This window comes from Arcticibacterium sp. SM2516 (assembly GCF_057914865.1).
On the sequence record NZ_CP195290.1, the window covers coordinates 677770 to 691824 of the forward strand.

Genomic DNA, 14055 nt, shown 5'->3' on the forward strand with positions numbered 1-14055 from the left:
TTCAACCCGGATTATGCGTTGGGGAATCATTATGAGTTTTAATGTGCAATAAATCAGACAATTAAAGGGAATTAGCATAGCACGCTATGGTGATTAAGTTTAATTGGGTGTAGCCTTTGATGAGCTTGACGAAGTATACTGATTTGAAGCAATTTACCTACAGTCCCGATAAAATCGGGAGATTGTCTCATGCATAATCTGGGTTCAATCAAATGCTACTCTTTTGGTGGCGTTAACTTACTGTATGGCACGTTATATTCTTCCATGATATTCCCAAATTCATCAATTAATCTGAATGTAACTCGAGGTTCACTTCCTCCCATGTTAAATGTAAATTCGCCAAAAGCTTTTAGTCCTAAACCAAGATAACCAAACATTTGACTCGATGAATTTTTCGCGATTGCTTCTGGTCCAGGCACTCCTCCTAAGGAAGCAGGTCCAAACTCGTAGAACTCAAATCCTGAATCTCTAGGAATGGTGAAACCGCGTGCACCATGTCGGTCTCCACTTAATAATAGTACGCCTGGGATATTTTCTGTTTCTATAAACTTGTAAATTTCTTCCCGAGCCAGCGTGTCCCAAGTTCCCCATGAGTCTTTTCCTTCAGAGATATAATCGCTCCACATGGTTCCGCTAGAAATAATCTTAAAAGGTGCGGTAGAATGAGCTAAAACATTTTTCAACCAACCAAGTTGTTCTTTCCCCAAATAGGAATGATACTCTCCTCTTTCTTCGTTCTCCCGAAAAGATCTGGTGTCAAGCATTATTATTTCTACCTGACCTATTCGCGTATTGAAGTAAATTCCTTCCGCATCAGTTTTGGGATTGTTCCAGTTTTCACGCCATAAGTTTCGAAGTTCAGCCCTGTCTTCTTTTGTAACCCCTTTAGGTAGACCGCTTAGGTCGTTGTTAAGGTAGTCATGATCATCCCAAGTCGCATATAAAGGAACATTTGCAGAAAGGTTTTTCCAAGCTTGAGAAACATCACGAAGTAAATAGTCAGACCTATGCATGCTCATATTAATCTCTCTGTCATCCACCGCAAGATCACCTAGAAGCATCATCGCAATTGGCCCTCTTTTTAAAATAGCATCCATGAGGTTTGGATTATGAAGTCCTATCTTATGGAAATCTGAAGCAAAAGCTAGTCTTATTTCATTCTTTTCCTCAATTTTTGATGTAGTTTGGAAAGCACCCTCCGCTATTTTGATAGCCTGTGATATTACAACATATTTATACTTCGTTGATGGAGACAAGTCATTTAAGACTAAGCGTTGTTCCTTACCCGCAGCTGTAGGTTTTAATGTGTAAGTATTCTTTTTGTTACTATTTAAAGCAGTTACTACAATCGTATTCGGCAGTAAATTTGATGGTCTAAGCCAAATACTTACCCCATTCTCTTTTATATCTCCTAACATTGGTCCTGCCATTAAGCTTATATCATTTTTGGTGGCAGCCATAATAATTCTCTTGTCCGTAAAGTCAACTTTATTTTTCTCAAAAACACTTCTAGCGTCTAGATAAAATTGTCTAACATTGGAAGGAAGGGTAATATAACTATCCAGCAGCTGGGTATCTATTTCTAAACTTCCTATATGTGCTTCTCTTAGGGAGACGTCGTAACGTTTTGAAACAGCTTCTGCGGTTTGGCAAAAAGAGTTGGTACTTAACAGTGTAACCAGCACAACCGCTAATGGATACGTCAGTTTATTAAATCTCATTATATATACTATTTCGAAGGGTTTGAATTTGAAAATCTGTTTAGAAATCATGGTTTTTCATTGCGTCCAAATTTATGCATTTCAGCTAAGCTTACTTCTTAGCATCAAGATTTAAATGAATCTTTTGTCGACGAAATCATGCCCATCGAATTAGATAATTTGGCTTTCTGAATAACGAACTCAAAATACTCGTTTTGAGCCATAAACCAGTTACAAGTAATGGATTGATTCTTCGGTTAGCATCTTAAAATGCTAGGATGGCAATACGTATTAATATTATTTGCTCTAACAAACAGCCAAAGATCTCATCTTGGTCGGAGACCTAGTAGATTATTATGGAGACCTTTTACGCTTAACGACGCGGTTTTAGCAATTTTTCAGTAGATACAAGTAGACAATTAGGTGTGGCTTAAGATAGCAATTAACCTACCCAAGGCAGGTTAATTACTGCTATCAAAATAAAAAGTCTATCAAGGATTTGTAGACCACAAAGCAGCACTTTTAAGCATTGCTCTTCTCGGTAGTTTTAAACCGGCCAGAATTAATTCAGCAAAATCTTCTGGTTGCAAGACGGTATCCTGGGAATCATTTTTTGCAATACCCAATTCTATGCTCATATCAGATGCTATGGTGCTTGGTGTTAGCGTACAAACTCTAATATTATTTTTACGAACTTCCTTCATTAAGGATTCAGACATCCCTATAACTGCGAATTTGGATGCAGAATAGGCAGAAACATTGGCGTTTCCAGTTAGTCCTGCCGTAGAAGAGACATTAATAATATCACCTTCATTCTTATCTAATAGGTAGGGTAAAACTTCTTTAGTCACATAATACATCCCCATAACATTGGTTTGAATAATTTGACTCCATTGGTTTACTTCCATGTCGTTAAAAGACCCAAAGGCTGCAATTCCAGCGTTATTAACCAATATGTCAACAGTACCTAAAGTATCTATAATACTTTTTATGCTGCTTTTAACTTCCTCATAATTACCAACATCGAAAACCGCATAGGTAGCCTTAACGCCTAACGCCTCCAATTCTGAAACGGTTTCTTTTAAAACTTCTTCATTCCTACCTGTTATGGCTACATCAATGCCTTCTTTAGCAAATGCTAGGGCCGTTGCTTTTCCCAGTCCTCTGCCACCACCAGTAATAATGGCCTTTTTGTTTTTTAAATTGTTCATTTTTAGAATACTTCTTAATGGAAAATTCGCTTTAAAGTTTTACGTAAAATTAGCCATCTCTCTTGCAGTTTTGGGCATTTTGGAACCCATAATCCCCAATAAAACATATTAAATCTTTATCCGCTAACGTAAAAAGTGACATATGGAAAAGATAAAAAATGCGAACTCGTTTATTATTCAAACCTCATTAAGATGCTTCAAGACATCATTCGGGTTTAATCATCGGTGGTGCCAGCTATACTTATTTGGCTCTCATGTTATTCCCTCTTTTTTCGTGGCTTACTTCAGCAAGTCCAAGATGCTCCATTAAGGGTGGAATATACATCGCAAATCTGCCTCGGAGTCCTTTTTTGAGTCCGTACCATCCACCTACTGGATTATTTTCTGAGCGAGCCCAAGCCTCAACGGTTCCTGCTTTCGCAGTTTTTTGTTCGTCTGCACTCGCTAATTCCATCCAGTCACCATGTTTTTTAAGCATTTGGTGTAAATCTTGTAAACAATTTATGTTGTAATGCAATACCGTTTTACCCACAGTACACACCAAAACGTCTTTCTCATCAATATGCATGGTGTATTCAGATGAAAGGGGAGGCGTTTTTAGCGTTAAGGGATTTTCCTTTGTTCCAATTTTTTCTTTGTAGTTCATCCTATTATTATTTAGAGTTTTGGATTAATTCAACTTCTATTAATATGGCCATATTTTTTCAGTGCTTCTTTCCCATACTCATAATCAAAAAAAAAACATTGTGTAATCACGATTGACCTATTAAGCCGTTGAAACCTACAGGGCTTACACCCTTCTAAATAGAAAAGTGGCATTCATGAGCTTTGCCAAAGGTCTTATTTCGATGCATTAAAGCCTGATTTTTTTGAGAACTGCGATTAATTTTTATCTGTATTGATGGCTACAGCAATTTTGGAATCTGCTGTCCCGTAATAAAGAAACCACTTGTTCTGAAAACTAACTAAGCCTTCCACAAAGCATACTTCATTCACTTCCCCAACTTTCTCATAATCTTTGTCAGGATGAATGAAGTAGCTTTTTGTTCTATCTATTAGTTTGTACGGATAGTCTCCGTCAAATAGAGCCTGCCCTGCAGCATAAGTGAATTTGGGTAATTTGGGATCGTTAAAATTGGTAGCATTACTGCCATTGTATATTAACAAAATGCCTTCCTCTTTATATAAGGCAAAAGGGCCGGGTTCCACCAACCTGCTATCAAAGAATCCTGCTCGAGGATGCAGTACCGAAATCATTTTCCCATTTTCCTCGTTTTTGCATACATCCCAGTTTTTCAAATCTTCTGAACTTGCTAAAAATAAATTGGTATCTCCAAAATACATCCAGAACTTCCCATTTATCATTTTTGCAATAGGTCTACCTTCCTTCATTTCTACCACAATAGCTCCCGACTTGGACCATGTATCTTTGTATTCGTCCTCTTTTAAAAGCAATCCGTGTTTTGTCCAGGATACTAAATCTTTGGAAGACGCAATACTTAATCGAGCAGTTTTACCGTCATAGGAAGTATAGGTCATGATATAAGTATGGTCTTTCGTTTCTACGATTCTTGTATCTTCAACGCCATCAAAATAACAGTTGGGGCAGTCTTGTACATAGGTGTCTTCGGAGAATTTCTTGTAATTCCATTCGTATTTTTTCATGAAATCATTTTCTGGGTAAAAGACAGGTGATGATTGTTTTTTGAAATGAAGACCGTCTGAGCTGATGGCTAATCCAATTCGGGAAGTGCCACTTGAGTCTTGAGCTCTATAAAACAGGTAAATTGAATCTCCTTTTGCTACCGCAGAAGGGTTTAATACGTTTCTTTCTTCCCAATTAACCTGTTTTTGTGATATTGGGCATGTGAAAAACAGGTTTGAGGTAGGGTTCAAAATGGGGTTAATGCTATCCACCTTTTCAAAAGCAGTAAATGCCCAATCTGTGGATTCTTCAGTTCCGGAATAGCTTTGTGATACTTTTTTATCACATCCAAAAGTCAAGAATATTAATACTGCAACTATTAGCTTGTGACAATCTTTTAAATTATTCATATATGTTTCATTTTGATAGGGGGGGAGTAGGGATAAGCGTATTGGAAATAAAGAAACGATTACTTCTTATTGAATTGAGTGTGCTTGACATCAAATATAACCATAATAATAATCCAGTGGATGAAAGATTAGGCTGACGCCTTCACCGTTAATTTGTCTATAAAAAGAGCCTTTTTGGTAGTCTATCTGTTCATTTACCGCATACATCCATATAGAAATGAATGCAGTACATGATTTAAAACCAAACCCTACACCTTAAATTTTCACAATGTCAGAAAAGAACAAAATAAATTAATGTTATCATTTTAGATGGATTTACCATCTTCATATGACACTGAAGACCCCAATAACTATAAATCTTTTAGTAATTTGGAGGAAAATATTTCAGTTTCTTCCGCAAAATTTTAACGAAACAAAAATGAGTACAGAAAAAAAAGTATGGTTTATTACTGGTGTATCATCAGGATTAGGTAAAGAGTTAGCTAAAGAGGTATTATCACAAGGGCAGATTGTGGTAGGGACTTTTAGAAAACAAGACCAAGTAGAGGCGTTTAACAACGAAAACCCAGGGAATTCTTTTGGTGTACTTATAGATGTGGCTTCTACACAGATGATTATAGATGGTATTAAAACCATTTTTGATAAATTCGGAAAGATTGATGTTGTGGTGAATAATGCTGGTTATGGTATTATGGGAAGTATCGAAGAAATTTCTGACGAAGAAGTAAGAAGACAATTTGAAGTAAACGTTTTTGGTGTTTTAACTACCATTAGAGCAGTATTACCACAAATGCGTAAGCAGCGTTCTGGTCATATTATTAATATAACTTCTATTGCGGGACGTATCGGTTCTCAAGGTTTAGGAATTTACAACGGGTCCAAATTTGCCTTAGAAGGCATTGGGGAAGCTTTAGCCGCAGAATTAAAGCCGTTAAACATTAAAGTAACTAATGTGGAACCTGGACCATTTAGAACAGAATGGGCTGGAAGTTCAGCAGCTTATGATAACACCAAGATTGACGATTACGAAAGTACGGTAGGTGAGCGAATAAGAGGTTTACAAGGTTTAAATGGAAATCAACCCGGAGATCCAGCAAAAGCGGCAGCTGCTATTTATAAATTAGCACAGCTAGAAGAAGCTCCGGTACATTTACCTTTAGGTAAAATAGCTTATGAAGTTTTCGGAAAAGTAAATAATGGATTAATAGAAGAGTTAGCTAAGTTTGAAGACTTAGGTAAGGCATGTGATTTCGAATAGGTTTCTTTAACCTACTTTTTATAGATAAAAAACCGCTCCAGAGGCGGTTTTTTGTTGTACCATCACACTGGAATTTTACGTTTGGTAATTGTTTTTATATGATTTTTGGATGCTGTGATGTTCTTCCAAAAATAGCTTATAAGAGCGGTATGCCTATACCATACATTTCATTTTAACCCGGTTTATGCATTGGAGAATTGTAATGAGTTTTAAAGTTTAATGAATCAGGCATTTAAACGAGATTAGCATAGCCGTTTACCCTGAGCTTGCCGATGGGAAGCAATTTAGCTACGGTCCCGATAGCTATCGGGAGATTTTCTAATACATAAAGGGGGTTTAAAGAAGTTGGGACTTAAAAGAATTTATGAATAGAATCCTTTCTTGAACGCTGCAGAAGGGACTTGTAACACTTCATTCGACACTAATTGTTGAGTGTTGTTTTTTGTTTATTCAATTTGGCAACTTCAATCGGAATGAATTTCGGCAAATAACTTGGTGTGCAATTTCTGGGGACAACTTCATCTTTGTATAAGCCTGTTTCTTCTCCTATGGAAATGCATCTCTCACGATGCTTTTCTTCCCATTTTCCTATTTGACCAGCGGTATAGTTCATTGCCCATTGTACCTCGGGTTGTTCATTCATTATATTTTTTTCTATTGAAGATAGAAGGTATTCTGTATTTGAGTGGTCGGTATTTCCCATCCATCTTAATCTTGCTTGATAATACCAAAACACTCTGCGTTGTAAAGAAGATGAGCTATTTTCCCAAGACACCATAAGAGAAATTATCTTTTTGTCTTTAGATAATTGATTAGCCATTAACCAATCCATTAAATGAATTCGCTCATCAAATTCGTGCTTTTGAATATCTTGGTCAAGTTTGTCAATCACTTCTTTATTTAGAGATTTTTTATCCATTATTAGGATAGCTAACTGACGTGGTAAAAATTCGTTAGTAGACCAAAGTTCCATAGCTACATCATGGTCCTTTTTCAATTCTTTTGCAATTTTTCTCAAATCTCCCAATTTGGTTGTTTGCTTATCGATTTGATTATATATGTTTTTTGCTTTTGAAGAAAGTTCCATATTGTTTTTGAATTCTGACTGACGCTTTTGTTTTACGTTTATACACAACTGATTGTGAATTGTAGCTCCTAATTAATCAAACCGAATTTATCAATTTGTTTTTGAATTCGTTTTACTATACCGAGCTTTCTTTTTTTTGTCAAAGAAGGGGGTGTACTTCGCCCTGCCAACTGGATTGACTACTTCAATGGATAATGTTTCTACTTTTTGCCTGATTAAATTTGAGTTATAAGTGAACAAAATACTCAAAGGGAGTACTCTTTTGGAATAATAAATATTCTGAACGGGGTTTCTGATAAATCAGAACCGCCACTTAAGTTATAATTCACACTCCAACCGCAGCGGCCGACCGTCAGGATTACACTCATTCTATTAAGCAACAATCAAGAATTTGGCCTTACAATGTGTTTTTAATTTTAAGGATTTTGTTTATTAGAGCTTAAACATTAAAGTATCAAGTTGGTGGGCTAGGCTATATTCTGGCGAATTATCAAAAAAGAGCGTTCAGCTAATAAACCACCTCATCAGAACTGGCACGTCAAGTGCCTTATGAAGGCCGTGGCATTGTGGTATGACCTATCGGCGTACCTAAGGCTATACGTCTATTTGACAGGGAACAGGCTTTCAACTAAACTAAAGCTCCATTTGCACCAATTACTTGACCAGAAATCCATTTAGAATCATCACTCGCTAAGAACAAAACTACTCTAGCAATATCAATGGGTTCCGCTAATCGATTAAAGGCATTCATAGCACTCAGTTTATCTATAGTTTCTTGCGATTTTCCATTTAAGAATAATGCCGTTGCTGTTGCACCTGGAGCAATGGCATTAACAGAAATCCCTCTTCCTATTTCTTTAGAAAAAACTTTTGTCATTTGCTCAACGGCTGCTTTGGTGGCAGAATATAAAGCGTATTTTGGAAACATTAATTTGGCCGTGCTTGAGGAAAAATTAATGATATTCCCGTTGTCTGCTAGTTTACTGTCCGCTTCTTGAAGTGTGTTAAAAATACCTCTAACATTTACGTCAAAAAGTTTAGTGAATTCTTCCTGTGTATTATCCTTTAAAAATTCATTGTACATAATACCAGCATTGTTTACCAAAACATCTACTTTACCGTAAGCTTCAATCGTTTTATCAAATAGATTGGTAACGTCATTTCTTTGACTGACATCTGCTCTAATCGCCAAAGCTGTGCCGCCATTTTGGATAATACTTTCTACGGTATTATTTGCTTCATCTTCGCTATTTGAATGATTGACAATTACTTTTGCACCATTTTCAGCTAAAAGAATGGCAACTTCTTTTCCTATTCCTCTAGAAGCTCCTGTTACGATAATTACTTTATTTTTAACCTTCATCATGTTTTGTTTTCTTAAATAGGAAATTTGGGGGATAGACACCTTAGCCCACTCCCATGATTGAGATAATATTTATGATTTGACCTATGCTTTTAAAGAAATCAGCTTGTTGGCTACTAGTGCCAGATTGCTTTCATTGATTTCTGGTTTTGTGGCAAGGGGATATAATTGTGCACCTGGTCTACTAATAAAAGCTCCTCTCCAGCCAGCCCAGAGTGCCCCAGCAATATCCCAACCATGAGCGGCTACCAAAAGACTTTCAGAGGGTTTTATATCCATTTTTCTTGCTGCCCAGTCGTAGGCATCTGAATGGGGCTTGAATTTACCCATGTCTTCAATGCTTAATCTTTCTTCGAAATAGTCTAACAAACCAGCGTTTTCAAATTGTGTTTTCACACCTTTATTTGAAGAATTGGTAAAGGAAACTAACTTATAACCAGCATCTTTTAATTTTTGTAAAGATGCTTTAACTTCTGGATGTGCCGGCAAGGAACGTATAGGTCCCAAAATAGCATCTTGAGCCTCTTTTTCCGTAATAGAGATACCGTGGTTGGCTGCTACCATTTGCAAGGCTGCCGCTCCAATGATTCCAAAATCATTGTATTGCCTTCCTACGGTTGTAACTAAAGAATATTGCAGCATCGTGGTAAACCATAAGGGCAATAATTCGCTTCTTCCTCCGAGTAAGTTTCCAACACTTGTTTTCATCGCTGTTAAGTCTAGTAGCGTTTCATTAACATCAAAAAATAATACTTTAGGCCGTATCGCTAAGGCTTCTGTATCCTGCGTGTTTACACTTGTTCCTGCAAATCCTAAATGAGGAATTGTACTACCAGTAATTCCAAGCAAAGCTGTCTTTTTGATAAAATTTCTTCTGTTGTTTTTCATCGTTTGTGTAATTGTTTTAAAACATTCTATTCGGTATGTTTATGTATAAAAAAATTAAGATTTTAATTGATTGAGGTATAATGCCAAACCTGAAATATACTGGTCAAGAATAATGTCATTATCATATAGTTTTCTAATTCCTCTAATTCCTTCAAAAGCACTAATTAAATAAATGGCTACGGCTTCGCTCGGAATTTCTTTTTTTATAACGTTTTGATTTTTACCTTTTTCAATAAGAATGACAAGTGCTTCTTTCCATTTTTCAATAATGTTTTTTAAAGCCAATTGATAACTACTTTCATAATTGCCAATTTCGTTGATAAAGTTATTCATAGGGCATCCATGTTGCTTATCATAAAAAGGGAAGGACTTAATTCTATTTAAAAAAGTAGTCTCTAAAATTTCCATGGGGTTTCCAGCTCCTTTTAAGGGTAAAATCATACCATCGTAAACTCGTTTTTGAATTTTCAATTCAATGACTTCTAAGCCAAGCTGGTGTTTGTTTTCGTAATGGTGGTAGAAAGCCCCTTTAGACATTTTGGCAGCTTTCATTACATCATTTACACTGGTAGACTTAAACCCATTTTCATAAAAAAGCTTAAAGGCGTGGTGAATAATATGCTGCTTGGTTATTTCCGACTTTAATTCTTGCTCCATACTGCAAATATATATATAAAAAGTACAGGTGGAATGTTTTATGTTTGTTTTCATTTGGTGCCAAGCCAAAAGCTTTAAAATGCTTGAGCTAAAAGATTAGAAAGCAGGGGAGGGTTTGAGTTCAACTCCGGTTTTGTCGGATCTCAAAATAATCAAAGTTTTAATCCCTGCATTCGAGCCTAATTATTAGCAGTAGTTATTACTTCTTTTATCAAGGGATTAAATGCAAGGCATAAATTAAGCCGAATAGGATATGCTTTTATCGGAACCAAATCCATCACGAATAATAAATATTTAGCCTTTCATTGACCTTCCTGTAAAGTCCATTGGTAAACATGCTGTTTTACTTATTTGATTAAAATATTCGGTTTCGCCAATACTCCCCATAAATAAACGGTCTCCGTAATTTTTAGCAATATGAATTCCACAAGGCATTTTATCATCAACGTTAAACCCGGTTTATGCATTGGAGAATAGTAATGAGTTTTAAAGTGGAATAAATCAGACATTTAAACGAGATTAGCATAGCACCGTTCTGTTAAATGAGTTTACGATTTGATTTTAAGCAATTTAGCTACGGTCCTGATAAAATCGGGAGATTTTCTGATGAATAAAGGGGGTTAAAACATATAGATATTCCGGTTTAAAGTGAGTCACTGATTCCGGCTCAAAGTGAGCCACTTTTTAGGCTTTAATAATAAATGATTTGATGGTAATCTTAGTAGCATAAAAAACATCAGGATGGCAAATCAAATATTATCTATGAACAAATCACATTTAATTCTACAGCTTCTGATAGCAGGTATACCACGCCGCTGTATAAGTAGGACGGTGTTTATCTCTCGGAATTAGGTTGATAAATATGCTATTTGCGGCTCAAGCCTACAGTTTAATAGACTTCTAAAAGCTTCCTGAATCAGAGCTTTATGAGATAGTTCAGCCAAGCTATAAACCAGTAGTCTCATAGCCACAACTATACGAACATTGAATTATCAGGCTGTCCATGACAGCCTGATTTTAGAAGGACAGAAAGCTTGAACTATGATAGAGCAAGCTTTACAAGTTAAAAACCTTCCTGCAGCTCGCCGAAAGGTAGAGTTCAATCCCGATAGTAATTGGGACTCAAATGAATGCTTGCTGAGTTTATCGAAGCACCGAGGCCTTAAACGCTTCATTTGAGCCTAATTGTTGGCGGTAGGCGTTTTTGTCGTTTGATTTTCAGTTACTTATATCAATCCATTGTCAATTAAGTCTAAAACGGTGTGTCTTTTATTTTCTATCCTATTGTTAATACAAGTTTCAATAATTGCTTTAACTCCGTTAATATAGGAATCATGTCCCAAAACCTTTGTCTCTATTATTACCTCGTCATTATTATCTTTAATAACAATTTTATGATAAGCATGTCTTCCTAAAAACTCTTGAGGAATACCAATTTGATTCCTTTGATTTTCAGGGTCTCTTATTGATAAGATTCTATCTCGTTGAACTTTTAAGTAGTCAGCAAAATTATAAGCCGTTCCTGGTTCCGTAATTTTTGTCGATTGATGAGATTCTGTTATAGAAATATCATAATTTTCAAAGTTGCTTCCAAATATATTCATCATCCTAAGGGTCTTTAATAATAAGATGGAAGTGTTTGGACATATAACTAGAGGAAAATCAGGGGACATTTTCTCTGTTTCTAAACCAGTAGAAAGCTCTATAAGAACAGATTTAGTCTTGGAGCAAATTGCTATGCATTCATTTAGTTGTCGTCCTGAACCTGCATGAATGAGCATAAACTTTTCATTTAAGGTCTTATTTGGAGTCTCCCACTTTATCAGTTCAAAAGATGGGAATGATAAATTAGAAGATAGAATTGCATTTGCTAATTTTCCTGAACCAACAATAAATATTTTCATTCTTTCCATTTCATTCAAATACATTCTACTCTAATAAATCAACATAGTTCGGTTTTGTCCTTACTGCTAAGGCGATTGGATATGACGGTTCCAACCATGTTGAGGCTCTGAACATTATGCAACACATTGTGTACCTTGAATGGCGAATTTAGTTCTTTAACAGAACAATCCAAAGAGTGAAAGACTGGGTGCGTAGTCCCATAAGCGAGCGAGTCGTTACCCTAAACAAAGTAGGTGGCATGGGTGGGTCAGGTGACTGACTATCTGAAGTAATCGGATCGCCGAGTCTTAAGTATTTTACGTCCTTCGCCGATAGAACAACAAAATGAGGTTGAAATAAGCCTGCCCTGCAGCTCAAAGTCCTTCCGATAGCTATCGGAATTAAAGACTACCATTAGCTTGAAAAGTTAAGGTTACGAAAGTATGCTGGATTATTATCGCCGTTTACAACCAGAGATTTAGAACGGGAACGCCAAGTTCGCCGTACCGATAGCTATCGGTACGAGACCCGTACGTACGGTGGTGAGACCGGGCTGGCGTACCAGAGCCCCAGCCCATCATGTTCTATTGATGGGTCGGGCTACTCGATAACCGGTTCGTGCTTCTTCTCTGTCGTGTTGTTGTCTGTCCATTTAGCAGTGTCTTTGTGCGTTGGCTTGGTGGCTCTTTTGCAAAACTTGGCTTGTGTGTTGGGCTTGTGCGGTTTTGCAAATGTGCCACCAAATGCGTAGGCTGTTAGTCAAATTTTATTTCAATTAAGTTTTGATGTGAGTTAAGTGTAATTCGTTTTGTTTCCTTGCCGTTTGAAACTAAAATCAATTTTCCTTCATAAGTTTGTTTGTCAAGTTCTAAAGGTGTCGAGCCAAGTTTTTGAAATGTGGATGTCAAAACGGATGCAGAGCCATTTGTCGTAATAATTTTATAATTGTTGGATGATACTGTTCTGTCGATACTCTGGCTGTTCGGAACATATTTCTGATGCTCCGAGGGGATTGATTTTGAATTTTTGGACGAATTTCCATATAACGCTGGTGGTGGAATAACTGAATATTCACTGTTACATAACCATTTGAGTGTTTCTAAATAGAAATTAAGCGATGTTGAGTTTAGTTTATAAAGTCTATTAAATAAAGCAGATTGATTAGGATTTAGAAAGTCCTGAATTGTAAAAAGGAAATTGTCAAGTGTGTTGAAGCCACCTTGCATTACTTCACGCCAAAGAGTTTTGTCATGTTTGAGAGCTTCTAAAGCTGTTATCATAACCCAAAACGAAAATCTGTCCATTTCGGAGCTAAAATTATTTAGTGTTCTTTTAGGATGCTGAAATTCACTTCTGCCTTTCTCAATAGATTTCTTATGAGCTAAATCGGGAACATACATTCCATCATAGTCAATCAGTTTAACCTGAAAATCGTCAGATGTCCCTGAAATAATGATATTACCACATTGAATATCGCCATGACCTATTTTGTTTCTTTCCAAATCTTCTGATACTGAAACCAATTGTGCTTGCAATTCTGTCAATACTTTGTTTTCACTTAAATGATTTGAAACGAATTGGTTAATGAGTAGTCCGTTCATCCATTCCATTTTCAGAATTGGAAATGAGTTCCCATTAATAGATATTTCATTTTCTATAAATTCACATTCAGTTTTCCATGATGAATGGATGTTTTTTAGATAACTACATATTGCTTTGTAGCGATTTATTGTTTCGTCTTCAACCGACAAAAAACATCTAATAGCATATGTTCTACCATTCAGCGAACCTTTAAAGACTGCTGCAAATGCACCTGAACCAAATAAGTAAACCTTAATTGGTGATGTTCTCGATGGAATTAGATTTATACCATTTAAAGACCTAAAAGCACTACCGCCTTTCTTTTGTATCAGTTGGTTGTATTCACCAATGGTTGGATAATTCTTAGCCAT

11 protein-coding genes are annotated in these 14055 nt (G+C 36.3%); 1 reads left to right on the forward strand and 10 read right to left on the reverse strand.

The features are described 5' to 3' along the window. Window positions 1-215: 215 nt before the first annotated feature. The 4 genes from ACSBFT_RS02825 to ACSBFT_RS02840 all read right to left on the reverse strand — a co-directional run bounded on the left by ACSBFT_RS02825 (window position 216) and on the right by ACSBFT_RS02840 (window position 4966). Complete coding sequence (locus ACSBFT_RS02825; RefSeq protein ID WP_489603347.1) at window positions 216-1721, reverse strand: alkaline phosphatase D family protein; 1506 nt, start codon at window positions 1719-1721, stop codon at window positions 216-218. A gap of 470 nt (window positions 1722-2191) precedes the next feature. Further along, window positions 2192-2911, reverse strand: a complete 720-nt coding sequence (locus tag ACSBFT_RS02830; protein ID WP_489603349.1) for a 3-ketoacyl-ACP reductase — start codon at window positions 2909-2911, stop codon at window positions 2192-2194. Window positions 2912-3152: 241 nt separating this feature from the next. Further along, on the reverse strand, window positions 3153-3557 hold the full coding sequence (locus ACSBFT_RS02835) for a DUF6855 family protein (protein WP_489603350.1): 405 nt from the start codon (window positions 3555-3557) through the stop codon (window positions 3153-3155). Window positions 3558-3793: 236 nt separating this feature from the next. Beyond that, a complete protein-coding gene (locus tag ACSBFT_RS02840) occupies window positions 3794-4966 on the reverse strand; it encodes a glycoside hydrolase family 130 protein (RefSeq protein ID WP_489603351.1) in 1173 nt (390 codons plus the stop codon). A gap of 418 nt (window positions 4967-5384) precedes the next feature. Between ACSBFT_RS02840 and ACSBFT_RS02845 the strand changes: the two genes are divergently transcribed. After that, the gene (locus tag ACSBFT_RS02845) at window positions 5385-6224 is read left to right on the forward strand and encodes an oxidoreductase (RefSeq protein WP_463048338.1); all 840 of its coding nucleotides are present in this window, start codon (window positions 5385-5387) and stop codon (window positions 6222-6224) included. A gap of 421 nt (window positions 6225-6645) precedes the next feature. Here the strand turns inward: ACSBFT_RS02845 and ACSBFT_RS02850 are convergent, their stop codons facing one another. The 6 genes from ACSBFT_RS02850 to ACSBFT_RS02875 form a co-directional block, all read right to left on the reverse strand. Next, complete coding sequence (locus ACSBFT_RS02850) at window positions 6646-7311, reverse strand: DNA alkylation repair protein (RefSeq protein ID WP_489603352.1); 666 nt, start codon at window positions 7309-7311, stop codon at window positions 6646-6648. Between the two features lie 628 nt (window positions 7312-7939). After that, window positions 7940-8677, reverse strand: coding sequence for an SDR family oxidoreductase (locus ACSBFT_RS02855; protein WP_463048336.1), 738 nt, complete (start codon window positions 8675-8677; stop codon window positions 7940-7942). 81 nt (window positions 8678-8758) lie between these two features. Next, window positions 8759-9562 (reverse strand): haloacid dehalogenase type II, encoded by an 804-nt coding sequence (locus ACSBFT_RS02860; protein WP_463048335.1) that lies wholly within the window; start codon window positions 9560-9562, stop codon window positions 8759-8761. A 54-nt stretch (window positions 9563-9616) separates the two neighbouring features. Further along, window positions 9617-10219: a TetR/AcrR family transcriptional regulator gene (locus tag ACSBFT_RS02865; protein WP_489603354.1), complete on the reverse strand. Its 603-nt coding sequence runs from the start codon at window positions 10217-10219 to the stop codon at window positions 9617-9619. A gap of 1226 nt (window positions 10220-11445) precedes the next feature. Continuing rightward, a complete protein-coding gene (locus ACSBFT_RS02870) occupies window positions 11446-12123 on the reverse strand; it encodes a dihydrodipicolinate reductase C-terminal domain-containing protein (protein ID WP_463048333.1) in 678 nt (225 codons plus the stop codon). A gap of 735 nt (window positions 12124-12858) precedes the next feature. Then, the gene (locus ACSBFT_RS02875) at window positions 12859-14055 is read right to left on the reverse strand and encodes a protein kinase domain-containing protein (RefSeq protein ID WP_489603356.1); all 1197 of its coding nucleotides are present in this window, start codon (window positions 14053-14055) and stop codon (window positions 12859-12861) included.

Excerpts from the sequence above, each read along its gene's own strand:
- ACSBFT_RS02850 (WP_489603352.1), bottom strand. The coding sequence starts at position 7,311 with ATGGAACTTTCTTCAAAAGCAAAAAACATATATAATCAAATCGATAAG.
- ACSBFT_RS02865 (WP_489603354.1), bottom strand. The coding sequence starts at position 10,219 with ATGGAGCAAGAATTAAAGTCGGAAATAACCAAGCAGCATATTATTCAC.
- ACSBFT_RS02870 (WP_463048333.1), bottom strand. The coding sequence starts at position 12,123 with ATGAAAATATTTATTGTTGGTTCAGGAAAATTAGCAAATGCAATTCTA.
- ACSBFT_RS02825 (WP_489603347.1), bottom strand. The coding sequence starts at position 1,721 with ATGAGATTTAATAAACTGACGTATCCATTAGCGGTTGTGCTGGTTACA.
- ACSBFT_RS02840 (WP_489603351.1), bottom strand. The coding sequence starts at position 4,966 with ATGAATAATTTAAAAGATTGTCACAAGCTAATAGTTGCAGTATTAATA.
- ACSBFT_RS02845 (WP_463048338.1), top strand. The coding sequence starts at position 5,385 with ATGAGTACAGAAAAAAAAGTATGGTTTATTACTGGTGTATCATCAGGA.
- ACSBFT_RS02830 (WP_489603349.1), bottom strand. The coding sequence starts at position 2,911 with ATGAACAATTTAAAAAACAAAAAGGCCATTATTACTGGTGGTGGCAGA.
- ACSBFT_RS02860 (WP_463048335.1), bottom strand. The coding sequence starts at position 9,562 with ATGAAAAACAACAGAAGAAATTTTATCAAAAAGACAGCTTTGCTTGGA.
- ACSBFT_RS02855 (WP_463048336.1), bottom strand. The coding sequence starts at position 8,677 with ATGATGAAGGTTAAAAATAAAGTAATTATCGTAACAGGAGCTTCTAGA.
- ACSBFT_RS02875 (WP_489603356.1), bottom strand. The coding sequence starts at position 14,055 with ATGGCTAAGAATTATCCAACCATTGGTGAATACAACCAACTGATACAA.
- ACSBFT_RS02835 (WP_489603350.1), bottom strand. The coding sequence starts at position 3,557 with ATGAACTACAAAGAAAAAATTGGAACAAAGGAAAATCCCTTAACGCTA.